The 17,269-nt window shown below is 65.6% G+C and carries 14 protein-coding genes; 4 read left to right on the top strand and 10 right to left on the bottom strand.

Translation table 11 applies throughout. The features are described 5' to 3' along the window. The first annotated feature begins 673 nt into the window (after positions 1-673). Together QQZ18_RS03530 and QQZ18_RS03525 are read left to right on the top strand one after the other, a co-directional pair. Complete coding sequence (locus tag QQZ18_RS03530) at positions 674-1,579, top strand: LysR family transcriptional regulator (RefSeq protein WP_284537935.1); 906 nt, start codon at positions 674-676, stop codon at positions 1,577-1,579. A 24-nt stretch (positions 1,580-1,603) separates the two neighbouring features. Then, positions 1,604-2,788: a UbiH/UbiF family hydroxylase gene (locus tag QQZ18_RS03525; protein WP_284537933.1), complete on the top strand. Its 1,185-nt coding sequence runs from the start codon at positions 1,604-1,606 to the stop codon at positions 2,786-2,788. A gap of 20 nt (positions 2,789-2,808) precedes the next feature. Here QQZ18_RS03525 and QQZ18_RS03520 read toward each other — a convergent pair whose 3' ends face one another. The 5 genes from QQZ18_RS03520 to fabG form a co-directional block, all read right to left on the bottom strand. Beyond that, positions 2,809-3,018 carry a helix-turn-helix domain-containing protein gene (locus QQZ18_RS03520; protein WP_284537931.1) on the bottom strand — a complete coding sequence of 70 codons (210 nt, stop codon included), beginning with the start codon at positions 3,016-3,018 and terminating at the stop codon, positions 2,809-2,811. 308 nt (positions 3,019-3,326) lie between these two features. Continuing rightward, entirely contained in the window at positions 3,327-4,646 is a 1,320-nt protein-coding gene (gene mltG / locus QQZ18_RS03515) for an endolytic transglycosylase MltG (RefSeq protein ID WP_284537929.1), read from the bottom strand. 285 nt (positions 4,647-4,931) lie between these two features. After that, positions 4,932-6,194, bottom strand: coding sequence for a beta-ketoacyl-ACP synthase II (gene fabF / locus QQZ18_RS03510; RefSeq protein WP_284537927.1), 1,263 nt, complete (start codon positions 6,192-6,194; stop codon positions 4,932-4,934). A gap of 227 nt (positions 6,195-6,421) precedes the next feature. Continuing rightward, the gene (locus tag QQZ18_RS03505) at positions 6,422-6,658 is read right to left on the bottom strand and encodes an acyl carrier protein (protein ID WP_026792810.1); all 237 of its coding nucleotides are present in this window, start codon (positions 6,656-6,658) and stop codon (positions 6,422-6,424) included. A 511-nt stretch (positions 6,659-7,169) separates the two neighbouring features. Continuing rightward, positions 7,170-7,907 (bottom strand): 3-oxoacyl-[acyl-carrier-protein] reductase, encoded by a 738-nt coding sequence (gene fabG, locus QQZ18_RS03500; RefSeq protein WP_284537922.1) that lies wholly within the window; start codon positions 7,905-7,907, stop codon positions 7,170-7,172. A 204-nt stretch (positions 7,908-8,111) separates the two neighbouring features. Here fabG and QQZ18_RS03495 point away from each other — a divergent pair, with 204 nt between their 5' ends. After that, on the top strand, positions 8,112-8,546 hold the full coding sequence (locus tag QQZ18_RS03495) for a VOC family protein (protein ID WP_284537920.1): 435 nt from the start codon (positions 8,112-8,114) through the stop codon (positions 8,544-8,546). Between the two features lie 23 nt (positions 8,547-8,569). Then, positions 8,570-8,998, top strand: coding sequence for a CoA-binding protein (locus tag QQZ18_RS03490; protein WP_284537918.1), 429 nt, complete (start codon positions 8,570-8,572; stop codon positions 8,996-8,998). A 103-nt stretch (positions 8,999-9,101) separates the two neighbouring features. Here the strand turns inward: QQZ18_RS03490 and rnr are convergent, their stop codons facing one another. The 5 genes from rnr to plsY all read right to left on the bottom strand — a co-directional run bounded on the left by rnr (position 9,102) and on the right by plsY (position 17,234). Further along, positions 9,102-11,429, bottom strand: coding sequence for a ribonuclease R (rnr, locus tag QQZ18_RS03485; protein ID WP_446728606.1), 2,328 nt, complete (start codon positions 11,427-11,429; stop codon positions 9,102-9,104). A gap of 71 nt (positions 11,430-11,500) precedes the next feature. Further along, positions 11,501-12,340, bottom strand: a complete 840-nt coding sequence (locus QQZ18_RS03480) for a GGDEF domain-containing protein (RefSeq protein WP_284537914.1) — start codon at positions 12,338-12,340, stop codon at positions 11,501-11,503. Between the two features lie 146 nt (positions 12,341-12,486). Continuing rightward, a complete protein-coding gene (topA, locus tag QQZ18_RS03475; protein ID WP_284537912.1) occupies positions 12,487-15,159 on the bottom strand; it encodes a type I DNA topoisomerase in 2,673 nt (890 codons plus the stop codon). Between the two features lie 333 nt (positions 15,160-15,492). After that, a complete protein-coding gene (gene dprA / locus QQZ18_RS03470) occupies positions 15,493-16,623 on the bottom strand; it encodes a DNA-processing protein DprA (protein WP_284537910.1) in 1,131 nt (376 codons plus the stop codon). Beyond that, the gene (gene plsY, locus QQZ18_RS03465) at positions 16,620-17,234 is read right to left on the bottom strand and encodes a glycerol-3-phosphate 1-O-acyltransferase PlsY (RefSeq protein WP_284537908.1); all 615 of its coding nucleotides are present in this window, start codon (positions 17,232-17,234) and stop codon (positions 16,620-16,622) included. The genes dprA and plsY overlap by 4 nt, the downstream gene beginning before the upstream one ends. Between the last annotated feature and the right edge of the window lie 35 nt (positions 17,235-17,269).

Below are 17,269 nucleotides of genomic sequence, written 5' to 3'. Positions count from 1 at the left end.
GGACGTGGCGATGTGTCCGGCTGGAGAGTATCCAGAGGCCCGCTTAACCCAGTTGTGCGCGCCGGGCAGGGCGCGTGCGACCAGATCAAGCTTTTCATCGAAGACCAGGACGTCGCGCGGAACTTGGCGCTGGGCGGGCGGTTGTTGGGCGGGCGCGGAGATGCCTGAATACCTTCGCATACCCCGCGCGAGAAATCGACGCCGGGGCGGGCTGGACACGACGGCGCGAATGGTGGCGTCATGGCAAGTCCGAGTCCAGTTCATGCGGTCCCAGGGCATAGGAAGCTCAAGTTCCCGCCCGCCCGGAGGAGCTTCGTGGCAAATCGGGAAAGGCGCCGACCGGGGTCGACGCCTTTTGCAGTTTCTATCGCCGTGTTTGGCCAACGCGGCGCATTTTTAGAGTTTTCACGGCAAGTTGGCGGCTCTAGTGCATTAGTCCGATAATATAGCGAACCGTCCGCTTGACGATGCTGGTTCTCTGGCAGGGGTCGATCAGGTCCAGTTCGTAGTCATATTGACTTTGGTCTGGAAATGACCTTCTCTTCGGCTTGGGCTGCATGAAAAGATGGACGTATTGGTCAGGGGTCATGGCATTTCTCCCTTGTTTCACCATCTAGATACGGCGACCGATGAATCGGTTCAATCCTTCAAGATTGCAACTTGGCATGCAGAAATGAAACACATCCCCTGGGACTCCTACCAAATCTTCCTTGCCGTCGCCCGCAGCGGCAGCCTCAGCGCAGCGGCGGAGCGCATAGGCCTTTCCAGTGCCACCATCGGCCGGCGCATGCTGGAGTTGGAGCGGCAAATGGAGTGCGGGCTGTTCCTCCGCAGTCAGGCCGGCTATTCGCTGACGGGCGGGGGGCAGGCGCTGCTCGATCATCTCGTCGGCATGGAAGCGGCGGGCCGCGAAGTGGAAATCTGGAACGCCGGCCTGTGCGGCGCCGTGCGCGTGCGCATCTGCGCCGGTAGCTGGTGCGCCCGCTTTCTGGCCCGCAATCTCGGTGTGCTCGTCCAGCCGGGCGACCGGCACGGCATCGACCTCGGCATCGGCGAGGAGAGGGCGTCGCTCGCTCACCGCAGCGCCGATATCGGCATTCGCGCCTTCGAGCCGGAGGAGAGCAACCTTGCCGCCGTGCGCCTGCCGGAGGTTGCCTATGCCGTTTACGCTGCGCTCGACATGCCGGAGGACGGCGCCGATCGCTGGATCGCGGTGTCGGAGGAAGCGGCCGTCTCCTGCTATTTGCGCTATCCGCATGAGAAGTGGCCGAACAACCTGATCGCCACGGTCAGCCGAGCCGAGGGGCTTCGCAATTCGATCCTGTCCGGTGCTGGCGTGGGGGTGTTGCCTTGCTTTGTCGGCGACGCTGATCCGGATCTTCGCCGGGTCGGCGGAGAGATCGAAGAGCTTCGACACAAGAGCTGGCTGGTCATGAACAACGAGGACCGGCACCGGCCCGAGATCCGCGCGGTGGTCGATCGCATGACCGCATTGTTCCGCCGTCACGCCGCCTTGTTCGAAGGGCGCGGCGCGCTCGGCGGAGTGGCCTTGTCAAACGTGCTCGGTGTGGCCACATAGGGCTCCGGTTTTTTGGAGCAAGGCATGAGCGAGGCACCGCAGCAATTCGACGTGGCCGTGGTGGGGGGAGGGCCGGCAGGGCTCGCCGCCGCCGCGGCGGTTGCCGATGCCGGCGCGCGCGTGGCGCTGATCGCGCCGCGCCCGGGCGTCGACGACTGGCGCACCACGGCGCTGTTGGGCGGCTCTGTCGAGTTTCTCGAACGGCATGGTGTCTGGCGTGACCTCGGCGCGGTTGCCGCTCCGCTCAGGCGAATGCGTCTCGTCGATGCTTCGGCTCGCCTGTTCCGGGCACCCGACGTGACGTTCGAGGCTCGGGAGATCGGTCGAGACCTATTTGGTTACAATGTTGCCAACGGCCCATTGGTCGCGGCTCTGTCGGACGCAGTGGCAGCGCGGGCCGATCGCATCGTTCGGTTCGAGGCGCTGTTCCAGACGCTTGATCAGGGAGGGGAGGTCGCTCTCCTGGGGCTTTCGTCGGGCGAGACCGTCGCTGCCTCGTTGGTCGTTGCCGCCGATGGCCGCAACTCCGCTCTGCGCAAGGCCGCCGGCATCGACGTGAAGTCCTGGAGCTACCCTCAGGAGGCGCTGGTGTTGGCGCTCTCGCACAGCCAGCCGCACCATGACACCTCGGTCGAGTTCCATACGGAGGCCGGCCCGTTCACCCTGGTTCCGCACGGGCCGGGGCGTTCTTCGCTTGTCTGGATGGATCGGCCCGAAGTGATCGCGCATGCCGCCGGCCTCGACGATGCCGCGCTTGCCTTGGACATCGAACGCAGATCCGGTTCCGCCCTGGGTGTGGTCTCGGTGGCAAGCCCCCGTCAACGCTGGCCGATCTCCGGCTTCCAGGCGCGACGGCTGGCGTCCGGCCGCGTCGTTCTGGTGGGAGAAGCGGCGCATGGCTTCCCGCCGATCGGCGCCCAAGGCTTCAATCTGACGCTGCGCGACATCGAAAGCGTGGCGAATATCGTCCGGGATACGATGCGCCTGTCGTCCGTCAAGGGCCTCGATGGCGCGGCAGCGGCCCGCGAATACGGCAAGGCGCGCCGTCTCGACGTTTCCGGTCGGGTGACCGGCGTCGACCTTCTGAACCGCTCGCTGCTGAGCGGCTTCCTGCCCATGCAGCTCGCCCGCGCCACCGGATTGCTGCTGGCGCGGGAGGTAGGACCTTTTCGGCGGATTCTGATGCGGGCCGGCCTTGGCGCGCGCTGAGGGTCGGGCTCCGCGTTGGGTCAGGTGCGCTGAAAGTAGGCCGATGGCGTGACGCCCAGCGTGCGCTTGAACAGGGCGATGAAGGCGCTGACGCTGTCGTAGCCGAGATCGAGCGCCACGACGGTCACGGCTTGCCCTTCGGCCAGCGTTTCGAGGGCTCGCACGCAGGACGACCGGCTCGGCATGCTGTTCCTGTTCCCGGCCTCGATGTCTTGCGGATCAGCGGACATGGCCGCGTCACCACGGATCCGGAGATTTGCGAGAGTTTGGCGGAGGGTGCCAAGGTTGCCAAGACGGCCATCGTCGTGACGGTGGGCGAGGTGTTGCATCACTGCGGAAAGGCAGTCAATCGGGCGCGACGCTGGGCTCCGGCGATCCTTGATCGATCGCAGGAGCCTTTCGACCCCAGGGCAAATTCTGGCCGCCATGACCCAACAGGACGCCGGGGTCGCAGAGGCGATCGACGCGCACTACGATCAGGCCGTCCGAACCGATCTCTATAGCTGACGCGAGGGAGCCAGAGCTTGGCTGCCGCGCCTCACTCCGGCTTGGGCTGCGGCAACACCGGCTGGGACGGATCGCGCGGCTTGGCGCCATCCAGCAGGTCGTTGGGGTCGGCGGCGGCTTTGGCGTCGGGGGCATCGCCGTCGGCGTCTGGCGGAAGGTCGATGGCGTCCGGGTCCTTGGTGTCCACGTCCGCCTTGCCCGCGGCGGCCTTCGCCCGCTCAAGCTTGCGCCACTTGACGACGTTGCGGTTGTGCTCGGCAAGACTGGCGGCGAAGATGTGTCCGCCGGTGCCGTCGGCAACGAAATAGAGATCCTTGGTGTTGGACGGATTGGCGACCGCCTCAAGAGCGGCGCGGCCCGGGTTGGCGATCGGTCCGGGCGGCAGGCCGTTGACGTGATAGGTGTTGTAGGGGGTCGGCTTGTCGATGTCGGCGCGGCTGATCGGACGGCCGAGCGTGCCGGCGCCACCGACCAGGCCATAGATGATCGTCGGATCGGATTGCAGGCGCATGTTGCGGCCGAGTCGGTTGAGGAAGACCGAGGCGACGTGGGGGCGCTCATCGGCCTTGCCCGTTTCCTTCTCGACGATGGAAGCCAACGTGACGAGCTGTTTGGGCTCTGAGAATGGCAAGTCGCGGGTGCGGCCGGCCCAGATCTCTTCGAGCGCCTTGGCGTGGGCTGTCCGCATCTGTTCGAGAATCTGGCTGCGGGACGCACCGCGCGTGAAGCTGTAGGTCTCCGGCAGCAGCGTGCCTTCGTCCGGGACGGCGGTCACGTCACCGGTGAGAAACTCGTTCTGCTTGAGCCGGTTGACGATCTGCTGCGAGGTAAGGCCCTCGGGGAATGTGATCTGATGCAGGATGGCCTTGCCCGACACCAGCATGTTCATCGCGCCGCGCATGCTGATGCCGGCCGGGAAGGCATACTCGCCGGCCTTGAGGCGACCCTGCTGCTGATAGGCCCGCACGCCGCCGATGAAGATGTAGTGGCCGAACATGTCGTAGGGGCTTTCGATGACCCCTTCCGTTTCCAGGATATCGGCAATGCGGGCGACACCCGAGTCGGCCGGGATGATGACGACCTTCTCCTCGGCGAGCGGACCGGGCCTTTCGAACTCGGACTTGCCCCAATAGAGAAGCGCGCCGGCGGCGATGATGCCGAGCAGCAGCAGCGTCACGAGGGCGTTCATGACGACGACGATCGGGTTGCGGGCCCGGCGCGAACGCGGCAAGGGCGGCGCCTGCTCGGGTGCCAACGCCTCGCGTGGGCTCTTGGGGCTCAGCCGCGTTTTCATCCCCTGCGTGGTGTCGGTTGCGTCCTGCCTGTCGTCCATGGGCCAAAGTCTCTTCATGGGGCGCGATCCGTCACTTCCGCCCATGATTGTGGCAGCAGCACGGAACGGCGGCCGTCGAGGCGCTTATGCCAAAGGCGAGTGCGTCTTCCCGGCCCGTTCGGGCGAGCCTCCAAGCAACACGCCACCTCCTGCCTTGGCAAGCGCCGCTTTGGCGATTGCCACAGATTTCACCAAACGAATCAAAAGGCCCGCCGGACCAGTCAATCCCGCGGGCCTAATTTCTCGGCTGCCTCGAACGCTTGCGGGCCTCCGGCCAGCAGCTCGGGCAACGTGGACTTCGTCTCAGCCCTCGAAGGCCTTGACGATCAGCGACGCATTGGTCCCGCCGAAGCCGAAGGAGTTGGAGAGCGCGTAGCGCAGCTTCTTCTCCTTGGCCTTGTGCGGCACGAGGTCGATCGGCGTCTCGACGTTGGGATTGTCGAGGTTGATGGTCGGCGGCAGAATGCCGTCGCGCACGGCGAGCGTGGAGTAGATCGCCTCGATGGCACCGGCGGCGCCGAGGAGGTGGCCGGTCATCGACTTGGTCGACGACATGGCAAGGTTCTTGGCGGCATCGCCGAACACGCGCTCGACCGCACCGACTTCGATGCCGTCGGCCATGGTCGAGGTACCATGGGCGTTGACGTAGCCGATCTCGTCCGGCGAGATCTTGGCGTGGCGCAGGGCGGCCTTCATGCAGCGGAAGGCACCATCGCCGTCCTCGGAGGGGGCGGTGATGTGATAGGCGTCGCCCGACATGCCGTAACCGACGATTTCGCCATAGATGGTGGCGCCGCGCTTCTTGGCGTGCTCCAGCTCCTCGACGACGACCACACCGGCGCCTTCGCCCATGACGAAGCCGTCGCGGTCGCGGTCATAGGGGCGCGAGCCCTGTTCCGGCCTGTCGTTGAAGGTGAAGCAGAGCGCCTTCATCGAAGCGAAGCCGGCCAGCGAGATGCGGCAGACCGGGCTTTCCGAGCCGCCGGCGATCATCACGTCCGCCTCGTCGTTGGCGATCAGTCGCGCCGCGTCGCCGATGGCGTGCGAACCGGTCGAACACGCAGTGACCACCGACGAGTTCGGGCCCTTGTAGCCGTGGGCGATGGAGATGTAGCCGGCGGTGAGATTGATCAGACGGCCGGGAATGAAGAACGGAGAAACGCGGCGCGGGCCTTTGTCGCGCAGCGTGTAGCCCGCCTCGACGATGCCGTTGATGCCGCCGATGCCCGAACCGACCAGAACGCCGGAACGCGCCTGGTCGTCATACTCTGTCGGCTTCCAGCCACTGTCCTCGACCGCCTGACGGGCGGCTTCCAGTGCGAAGATGATGAAATCGTCGACCTTGCGCTGGTCCTTCGGATCCATGGCGAGGTCGGGATTGAACGTACCGTTGGTGCCGTCGCCGCGCGGAATGAGGCCGGCGATCTGGCAGGCGATATCATCGACGGGGAAGGTATCGATGCGGCGGATGCCGCTTTTGCCTGCCTTGATGGCAGTCCAGTTGTGCTCGACACCGCAGCCGAGCGGCGTGACCATGCCGAGACCGGTGATGACGACTCGTCTCATCGGACGAGAGCCTCCCTGTTGGTCGTCTCCGCCGGGTCCGTCGCCGACATGGGGAGGACACGTGCGAGCGGGACGCAAATTGACGGAGCGGGGGACCGTTCAACTGGCCGGGGCCGGCCGAGAAGACTGTCGGCCTTGCGACCGACACCGGTCCCGCACACGCGCTGCCAAGCAAAGAAAGCAGTTCCTCAAGGAGGAACTGCTTCCCAGCCGAACGCGTCCGGAAATCAGGCCGTCGCCTTCTCGAGGAACTTGACGGCGTCGCCGACCGTCAGGATCGTCTCGGCGGCATCGTCGGGAATCTCGACGCCAAAGGCTTCTTCGAAGGCCATGACCAGCTCGACGGTGTCGAGGGAGTCGGCACCCAGGTCTTCGATGAAGGAGGCTTCGAGAACCACCTTGTCGGCGTCAACGCCGAGATGGTCGATGACGATGTTCTTCACCTTTTCAGCGACTTCGCTCATGTTCACGGATCCTTGTTAGTCCAAATCCATTGCCGAACGGGACGTCGGCCGCTCGCCGCCTGCCTCGCATCAGCGAAGCCCTGGCGACGGAGACCGGCTACCGAAGGTGTCGAGCATGCCAGTGCCTGACGGCACTCCCCCGGTTGGTCCGATCGCCCGCCCCCGGGGCCGAACAAGTCCGAACCCCTCGGAAATCGTGGCGATCTCAGCCTATGCTCGTGCTCACGACCTTCGGGCGGGTCCTCGGACAGTTCCCGATCAGATCGCGGGCTTGGTAACACACTTCGCCCCTGATGACTAGCGGCCCCCGGAGCATTTCCCGTTCGGATGAAATCGTCCGATCGGGAAGGAAATGCACCGGAGTCAATCGTTTGGACATACTCCGCTGGCTCGCATCATTTCAATTCGAACCGAATATGTCCGGCGAAACCGCCGATGATCGCGAACGGTTTGCTTACCATTCGCGAAACCCTAAAACGGCAGGCCGGGCTTGGCCGGCCTGCCAGTCAGATCAGATCATCGCCATGCCGCCGTTGACGTGCAGCGTCTGGCCGGTGACGTAAGCCGCCTCGCGGCTCGCAAGATAGACGCAGGCGGCGGCGATCTCGTCGGACGTGCCAAGCCGGCCCATCGGCACCGCGGCCAGCGTGCCTTCCTTCTGCTTGTCGTTGAGAGCGTCGGTCATCGCCGTCTCGATGAAGCCGGGCGCCACGCAGTTGGCCGTGATGCCACGCGTCGCCACCTCGGCGGCGAGCGCCTTGGTCATGCCGATCATGCCAGCCTTGGCGGCGGCATAGTTGCCCTGGCCGGGGTTGCCGGTGACGCCGACGATGGAGGTGATGCCGATGATGCGGCCGAAGCGGCGCTTCATCATGCCCTTGATCGCCGCCCGGGAGAGACGGAAGCCCGAGGTGAGATTGACCTCGATCACCTGGTCCCAGTCCTCGTCCTTCATGCGCATGAACAACCCGTCGCGGGTGATGCCGGCATTGTTGATCAGAATGTCGACCTGACCGAGGGCAGCCTCGGCGTCGGCGAACAGACGGTCGACATCCGCCCGGTCGGACAGGTTGGCGGTGACGATGTGGGTGCGCTCGCCCAGCCGGCCAGCCAGCTCTTCAAGGGGGGCGAGGCGGGTGCCCGAGAGCGCCACTTTCGCACCTTGGGCATGCAGCGCAGTGGCGATCGCGCCGCCGATGCCGCCGGAGGCACCGGTGACCAGTGCCGTCATTCCAGTCAAGTCGAACATGGCTTTCCACCTCGTTCTTGCGTCCGGCCGGTTGTCGCCGACGGCTCGCTTGACGGCCTGACACCACGTCGGCCGCGCCGAGTCAAGCGCCAACGGCTTGTTTTCCCGCGTTTGCCGTTCACTTCGCCTCACATCCATCCAAAGACTGCTGACGGGGATTGGGGCGTGTAAGCTTAGCCTAGTGTGGCAGACAAGGAGAAGGTCATGACCGCGGAGACGCACTTTTCAACCGTATCGATCATTGCCCTCGGCGTTGCCGATCTTGGCCGTTCGCGCGCTTTTTACGAGGCGCTCGGTTTCGAGGTCGGACCGGGCTCTGGCGAGCACATCGTCTTCTTCCAGCTCGGTGGGCTCGTGTTCTCGCTTTACCCGAGGGCGCTGCTTGCCGAGGACGCCGAAGTGGAAAATGACGGCCAGGGCTTCGACGGCATGACGCTCGCCCACAACTATCCGTCCGAAGCGGCGGTGGACGCCGCTATGGCCCATGCACTTGCGTCGGGGGCGACGCTGAAGAAAAAGCCGCAGAAAGTCTTCTGGGGCGGTTATTCGGGCTATTTCGCCGATCCCGACGGTCATCTCTGGGAGGTGGCCCACAATCCCTTCGTGAAGGTCGACGATCGTGGCATAGTGACGCTTTGAACGAACAAGAAGGAGTGTCACCGATGGCCATGGACGGGAAGACCGACGACGATATCACCCGCATCCTCGAGGAGACGCGGACCATCGCCGTGGTCGGCGCCAGCCAGAATCCGTCGCGCCCCGTCTACGGCGTCATGGGGTTCCTGATCGGGCGCGGCTATGAGGTGTACCCAATCAATCCTGGCCTTGCCGGGCAGGAGCTGCAGGGGCGGACGGTTTACGCCAGCCTCGCCGACGTGCCGGCCGAGATCGACATGGTGGACGTGTTCCGCAACTCCGAAGCGGCCGGCGACACCATCGACGAGGCTTTGGCCCTGCCGGTGCCGCCAAAGACCATCTGGCTGCAACTGGGCGTCATCAACGAGGCGGGTTTCGAGCGGGCCGAAGCGAAGGGCGTCAAGGTCGTCATGGACCGCTGTCCGGCCATCGAGGGGCCGCGACTCGGCGTGTAAAATCGATGAGCCGGTGACTGGTAATCATCGGCTCATAACCCACTCAGTTGTGGTGAAGGCGCCCTCCGTCGGTCGGTACGGATGGAGAGAGTGTCGCGGGCCTCTATCGGCCGCGCCTCACCTTGCTTACACGGTCCTTGCGCTCGCGGTCCTTGCGCGCCTTGGCGGCGCGCATGGCAGCGGCGCGTCCGAGCGGCCGTCCGGCGCTGCCCTCCGATATCATCTCGAAGCGCAGGGCGCCGGCAAACGGCGCGGCTTCGATGAGGCGCACCTCGACCGTGTCGCCGAGGCGATAGGTTTCGCCGCTCCGCGATCCGATCAGCGAATGCCGGGCTTCGTCGAAGGCGAAATAGTCGGCGCCGAGCGTCGATATGGGAATGAAGCCGTCGGCCCCCGTCTCGTCGAGGCGGATGAACAGTCCTGCCTTCGTGACGCCGGAAATCCGCCCCCGAAACACGGCGCCCACCCGGTCGGCGAGCCAGCCGGCGATCAGCCGATCGATCGTCTCGCGTTCGGCCTGCATCGCGCGCCGTTCGGCAGCCGAGATCTCCTCGGCGATACGCGGCAGCGTGTCTTCCGCGCCGTCGGGCAGCCCATCGTCGCCGAAGCCGAGCGCGGTGATCAGCCCGCGATGAACCACGAGGTCGGCGTAGCGGCGGATCGGCGAGGTGAAATGGGCGTACTTCCGGAGATTGAGGCCGAAGTGGCCGATGTTGACCGGCGAGTACTCGGCCTGGCTCTGCGAGCGCAGCACCACCTCATGCACGAGATAGGCTTGTGGCGTGCCATCCACCCGCTCCAGGATGCGGTTGAACAGATCCGGCTCGATGTTGCCCTGCTTGGCAAGCTTCATGTCGAGCGTCGCCAGGAACTCGCGCAGGGATTCGAGCTTGGCGAGCGATGGCTGGTCGTGCACGCGGTAGAGCAGCGGTGTCCGGCGCTTTTCCAACGTTTCGGCGGCGGCCACGTTGGCCTGAATCATGAACTCCTCGATCAGCCGGTGAGCGGCGAGGCGTTCCGGCGTGACGATGCGGTCGACTGTACCGTCGGGCTTCAGCAGAACCTTGCGCTCGGGCAGGTCGAGTTCGAGCGGCCCCCGCGCATCGCGGGCGGCGGACAGGCTTTCGTAGGCCGCCCAGAGGGGCCTCAATACGCCGTCGAGAATCGGTCCGGTACGATCGTTCGGCGAGCCGTCGATCGCCGCTTGCGCCTCGATGTAGGACAGCTTGGCCGCCGAGCGCATCATGATGCGGTGGAAGGTGTGGCTTTTCTTGCGGCCGTCGGCGCCAAACACCATGCGCACGGCGAGAGCGGGGCGGTCGACGCCCTCCTTCAGCGAGCACAGGTCGTTGGAAATGCGTTCCGGCAGCATCGGGATGACGCGATCGGGGAAATAGACGGAGTTGCCGCGCTTCAACGCCTCACGGTCGAGATTGGCGCCGGTGCGGACGTAGGCGGCGACATCCGCGATGGCGACGGTGACGACATGGCCGCCGACATTCGCCGGATCCTCGTCGGCGACCGCGTGGACGGCGTCGTCATGATCCTTGGCGTCCGGGGGGTCGATGGTGACGAGGGGGAGGGTGCGCCAGTCCTCTCGGTTCGTCATGGTGGCGGGCTTGGCCGCCTCCGCCTCGCGGATCACGGCATCGGGGAAAACGTAAGGAATGTCGTTGGCGTGGATGGCAATCGTCGACACCGCTTTTTCCGAGCGGAGATTGCCGACGGTCTCGCGCACCCGGGCGCGGCTGAGGCCGAAGCGGCCGGATCGGATGATGTCGACCGAAACGAGGTCGCCATCCTGTGCCGTGCCGAGATCGGCGGCGTCGATGACCAGTTCCTCGTGCTGCTTCTTGGAAATCGGCAGCAGGCGGGCGCCACCGTCGGTCACCCGCAGGATGCCGAGCACGCCTTCCGGCTTCTTCTCCAGTACCTTCATGACGCGAAGGCCGGCCTTTGCCTGGCCCTCGTAGCCCTCCGGCAGGTCGACGACCCGCGCGAGCACCCGATCGCCGAGGCCGGCAGCCGGACCGCGCTCGTCGCGCCGGCGGCGCGCCGCGATGACCACGAAGCGGGGCCTCGGTCCCCGGTCGGCATCCCATTCGGCGGGCTCGGCATAAAGATCGCCGTCGCGGTCGCGACTGACGATATCGCAGGCCAGCACGGCGGGCAGCGAGCCGGGTTCCGCGAAGCGGCGCTGTCGGCGCTCGATGAGTCCTTCGCCCTCGAGCTCTTTCAGGATGCGCTTCAGAACGACGCGGCCTTCGCCATGCACCTCGAAGGCGCGGGCAATGTCGCGCTTCGTTCCCTTGCCGGGATGTTCGGAGACGAAGCGGAGGATTGCCTCGCGGGTCGGTGTGGCGGGTTCGTCGGTCGGACGGGGCTTGCGGGCCAAGCGGATCTTCCCTGCGGCTTGAGGACGGAGCGACATAGACCACAGATGGAGATGCAAGGCCAGCCTCGCAATCGGGCGGCGGTCTCACGCGATCCGGTCGGACGGTGTCAGGAGCGACGGGCTCGTCCGCGCTTTGGCGGGGATGGCAGATCGGAACTCCAAACAACCTCCTCGCCCTCGACGATGCCGGGCGATACCGGTTCCGAGGCCACGCAGACGCGGCTTCGACCCGTGGCCTTGGCGGTTTCGAGCGCGGCGTCGGCGGCGGCGAAAGCCTGCGTGAAGGTTGTCGTGGCAGGTACCTCGGCGATGCCGGCGGAGGCCGTCAGAGAAACCGGCTTTTCCAACGTGCCGAAGTTGCTGGCCTCGAACCGCGCCAGCAGCGCTAGGACCTGGGATTTGGCTTCCGCAGGCGTGCCGCGGGTGGCGAGTACGATGAACTCGGTGCCATCGGTGCGATAGATATTGCCGAGGTTGCCGAGTTCCTCGGCGATCACACGGGCGGCGCGGATCAGAACGCGGTCGCCAATCACGTGACCGTAGCGTTCGTTCACCGCCTTGAAACGGTCGAGCGACAGAAGGATCAGGAGATGGCTTCCCTCCAGCACGGCATCGTAGTCGATGGGCAGAGAGGCGCGGTTCCTGAGACCGGTGAGGCTGTCGGCAAGGCTCTTCTCGTTCAGTTTTGCCTTGGTGCGATGATGATCGAGGCGCGCCGTCCCGATGTAGACCCCGATCGGATAGGCGGCCAGGGCCACGACGACCACGGTGATTACCCAGCCGCGCAGCAAACTGAGCCAGCCATGGAAGGCGATCAGTTGCGCGGCGGAATCGACCGTCAAGGCGATGACGAAGCAGATCGCGGCGAAGCGGAGGGCAAAGATCCTGACGTCACGTTCGGATTGGACGGGCCTGTTGAGGAGCGTCCGCAGGATCTCACCATACATTGTCGTTCTTCTAGACCATTGAACGAAGCGAAGCCGTCATCGTTCAACAGTATAGGGGGAATGTAAGGATTTAGCCAACCAAAACGATAAAATTGTAAATGATCGCCGGCCGTATGGTTACTCCGAACAACTCCGCCTGACGAGTCTCAGGCGGATTTCGCTTTCGTTGCCTTGGGCTTGGCGGCGGCCTTCTTGGCGGTTCCCGCCGCTGCCTTGGCCTTCGACGGAGCTTTCTTCTTGCCCTCGTCATCGCTTCCGGGGGCGGCTTTCGCGCTCGACTTCGACGTCTTTGCAGGCTTGGCTTTCGGTGCCTTGCCGGCCTTGTCGGCGATCAGGGCCACCGCTTCTTCCAGCGTGACCGACTGCGGATCCTTTCCGCGCGGCAGCGTGGCGTTGATCTTGCCCCAAGCGACATACGGCCCGTAGCGCCCATCGCGCACGGTGATCTCGCCGCCGGAGGCCGGATGCTCGCCGAGGCTCTTGAGAGCGGCCGGAGTGGCGCGCGTCCGGCCGCCACGTTCCTTCTTCTCGGCGAGAACGGCGACGGCCCGATTGAGGCCGACGTCGAATACCTCGTCGACCGAGGAGAGGTTGGCGTAGGTCCCGTCATGGCTGACATAGGGGCCGTAGCGGCCGATATTGGCCTCGATCGGCTTGCCGGTTTCCGGATGGTCGCCGACGAGGCGTGGCAGCGACAGCAGGCGGCAGGCGCGTTCAAGGTCGACGTTCTCGACGGTCCAGTCCTTCGGCAGCGAGGCGCGTTTCGGCTTGCCCTCCTCGCCGAGCTGGACATAGGGGCCGAAGCGGCCCGAGCGCAGCGTGACGTCGAGGCCGGATTCGGGATCGGAACCGAGTAGCTTCACGCCGCCCTCGCCGAGGGCGGCATCCGCCTCGCCGTCGCCGCCGAGCTGGCGGGTGTAGCGGCATTCCGGATAGTTCGAGCAGCCGACGAACGAGCCGAAGCGACCAAGCTTCAGCGACAGTCGGCCGGTACCGCAGGTCGGGCAGGAGCGCGGGTCGGAACCGTCGCCGCGATCGGGGAAGATGTGCGCGGCGAGGTCTTCGTTGAGGGCGTCGATCACCTCGGCGACCCGGAGTTCCTTCACCTCGCCGACGCGGGTGTTGAAGTCCGTCCAGAAGCGACGCAGCACTTCGCGCCATTCCGCCTCGCCGGCCGAGATGCGGTCGAGATCTTCCTCGAGGCTGGCCGTGAAGTCATACTCGACGTAGCGCGTGAAGAAGCTTTCGAGGAAGGCCGTGACGATCCGGCCCTTGTCGGAGGGCACGAGCCGTTTCTTGTCGATCGTCACATAATCGCGGTCGCGTAGCGTGGCGAGCGTCGCAGCGTAGGTGGAAGGGCGGCCGATGCCGAGCTCTTCCATTTTCTTGACCAGCGTCGCCTCGGTGTAGCGCGGCGGCGGCTCGGTGAAGTGCTGGCTGGCCGACACGGACTTGCGCGCCAGCGCGTCACCGACGGAGAGCGGCGGCAGGCGGGAGCCCTCCTCGTCTTCCTCGTCGTCGCGGCTTTCCTGGTAGAGCGCCAGGAAACCGTCGAACTTCAGGACCGAGCCGGTAGCCCGAAGACCGGTGGAGGCACCGCCGCTCTTGGCGGTGATGTCGACGGTGGTGCGCTCGAAGTCGGCGCTCTGCATCTGGCTGGCGATGGTGCGCTTCCAGACGAGTTCGTAAAGGCGCGCTTCGTCGGCTTGGAGGTAGCGGGTCACCGTGTTGGGCAAGCGGGCAAGATCGGTCGGACGGATGGCCTCGTGCGCTTCCTGGGCGTTCTTGGCCTTGGTGGAATAGAAGCGCGGCTTTTCCGGCAGGTAGCGCTCGCCGTATTCCTGGGCGATCACGTGCCGGGCGGCGTTGACCGCTTCCGGCGCGATCTGGACGCCGTCGGTACGCATGTAGGTGATGAGGCCGACCGTCTCGCCGCCGATGTCTGCGCCCTCGTAGAGGCGCTGGGCCACCTGCATGGTGCGCTGGGCCGAGAAACCGAGCTTGCGCGAGGCCTCCTGCTGCAGCGTTGAGGTGGTGAAGGGCGCGAAGGGGTGGCGTTTCTGCGGCTTCTGTTCGGCGTCGGTCACCGAGAAGGTGGCGCTGTTCAGAAAGGCGCGGATCTCGTTGGCCGTCACGCCATCGGCGACGTCGAGGCGGCCGATTTTCTTGCCCTTCCACTCGGACAGGCGGGCGTCGAACTCGTCGCCGGCCGGATTGGCGAGGCGGGCGAGGACCGACCAGTATTCCTGAGGCTGGAAGACCTCGATCTCGTTCTCGCGGTCGCAGACGAGGCGTAGCGCCACCGACTGCACGCGGCCGGCCGAACGGGCACCGGGAAGCTTGCGCCAGAGAACGGGCGACAGCGTGAAGCCGACGAGATAGTCGAGCGCACGGCGGGCGAGATAGGCTTCGACCAGTGGCTGATCGACGTCGCGCGGCTTGGCCATGGCGTCGAGCACGGCCTGCTTGGTGATGGCGTTGAAAACGACGCGCTGGATGGTCTTGCCCTTGAGGGCGCCGCGCCGGGCGCCGAGAACCTCAAGCACATGCCAGGAAATCGCCTCGCCCTCACGGTCGGGGTCGGTGGCCAGAATGAGTCTGTCGGCGGTCTTCAAGGCGGCGGCGATGTCGGCCATGCGCTTGCCGGATTTGCCGTCGACTTCCCAGCTCATGGCGAAATCGTCGTCGGGCAGGACGGAGCCGTCCTTGGCCGGCAGGTCGCGGATGTGGCCGTAGGATGCCAGCACCGTGTAATCGCGGCCGAGGTATTTGTTGATGGTTTTCGCCTTGGCAGGCGACTCCACGATCACGATGTTCATTCAGGTGCGCCGGACAATTTCAGGAAAAAAGCTCCGCCCTCTTTAAGTGCGACCTCCGGATTAAGCAAGGGTCGAGCCCACGAAGCCGTCAGCAGGATGCGGCCGGTTGCTCGGCGCCGATCGGCGACGAGGACGTTAGACCGGGCGTTTCTCCGACCTTTTCGAGTTTTACCGCCGCCTCTTCTCCTGATGTACGTCTTTTCGTCATTGCGACCCTGGGGTGCGTCGAGGCGCGGACACTGAGGAGGCCGACTCCAGTGCCGACACCCGTCAGCCCCAAAGCAGGACGTGAGCTCGACTGCCGTGGGGTCAACCGGCGGGATAGGCTGCCGGTCAGCGAACGAGGGAGACGAGTTGGCTGCCGTGCCGCTCGACGCGCCCGGCAAGGTCGAGCTCCAGCAGGATCACCGACACGACAGAGGGCGTCAGCCCGGTGTGCAGGATGATGTCATCGATTGCGACGGGCGCGGGGCCGAGCGCGCCGATCACGGCAGCGCGGCTTTCCGAGCCGATGCTGTCGGCGCGCGCGTCGTCCTGGTCGCGCTCTCGTAGCTCGAGAAACGAGGGGGCGTCATGTTCCAGCATCGGCCGGAGCACGGTGATGACGTCCTCGGCGGAACGGGTCAGTGTGGCACCGTCGCGGATCAGGCGATTGGTGCCTTCGGCACGCGGGTCCATCGGCGATCCGGGGACGGCGAACACCTCGCGCCCCTGATCGAGCGCGTAGCGGGCGGTGTGGAGCGTGCCGGAGCGAGCGGCGGCCTCCACGACCACCACGCCAAGGCTCATGCCCGAGACGATGCGGTTGCGGCGCGGGAAATCCTTGGCGCGTGGGTTCCAGCCGAACGGCATCTCGGTCAGGATCGCGCCGCCCTTGCCGACGATCTCCTCCATCAGCGGGCCGTGCTCTTCAGGATAGACGTGGTCGATGCCGCCGGCGATCACCGCCACGGTGCCCGTGTCGATAGCCGCCCGATGGGCGGCGCCGTCAATGCCGCGCGCCAGCCCGGAGACCACCACGAAACCGGCCTCGCCGAGGCCCCGACCGAGGCGCTCGGCCATCTTGTGACCGATCAGGGAGGCGTTGCGCGAGCCGACGATCGCCGCAGTCGGCCTGCCGAACAGCTCGGGAGACCCGCCGCGTATGGTGACGAGCGGCGGCGGCGCGGCGATCTGGCGCAGATAGGCTGGATAGAGAGGCTCGGAAATGGCGACGAGCCGGGCGCCATGGTCAAGCGTCCGTTCGATCTCGGCTTCGGCCTGAGCGATTGAGGGGACCGATATCGCGGTCGATCCGCCGCGCCGGGCGAGCGCCGGCAGAGCGTCGAGCGCTGCTTCGGCCGAACCGAAATGGTTGATGAGGCTTCGAAACGTCGCCGGTCCGACGTTTTCGGAGCGGATGAGGCGCAGCCAGCAGATGCGTTGGAGGGCGGAAAGCTCAACCGCGCGTCCCTGCCCGGTCATCCCTTGTGTCCGATCTTGCCTTCGGTGCCCGAAAGCAGGCGGCGGATGTTGGCGTGATGCTTGATCCATACGATGACGGTGAGCAGGGCGAGTACGGCGGCCAGCAGGTTTTCTCCGAGACCCCAGAGGGAAAGCGGGACCACCACCGTGGCGATGAGGGCGGCGAGCGAGGAGTAGCGGCTGAAGTAGGCGACGGCGATCCAGACACCGGCAAAGATCAGAACCGCCGGCCAGAACAGGCCGAGCAGCACGCCGATATAGGTGGCGACGCCCTTGCCGCCCTTGAAGCCGAGCCAGACCGGAAAGAGATGGCCGATGAACGCGGCGACGCCGGCAAGCGTGTCGGCGTCCAGTACGGTCGGCATCAGCTGGCGCACGATGAGGACCGCTGCCGTTCCCTTGAGGAGATCGAGAAGCAGCGTGGCGGCGGCCAGCTTCTTGTTGCCGGTTCTCAGAACGTTGGTCGCGCCGATGTTGCCAGAGCCGATAGCCCGCACGTCGCCGAGCCCGGCGGCCCGCGTCAGCAACAAGCCGAAGGGAATTGAGCCGAGGCCATAGCCAACCAGCGCGGCAACGAGATAGGCGACCCAGGGAGAGGCTGACCAGAACATGATGCCCTCGGCGATCTTGAATGAAGGTAACCGGT

This window comes from Pleomorphomonas sp. T1.2MG-36 (genome assembly GCF_950100655.1).
In the GTDB taxonomy this organism is placed as follows: Bacteria; Pseudomonadota; Alphaproteobacteria; order Rhizobiales; family Pleomorphomonadaceae; genus Pleomorphomonas.
The sequence above is the reverse complement of the archived record's forward strand: the minus strand, read 5'-3'. Positions and strand labels throughout refer to the sequence as shown.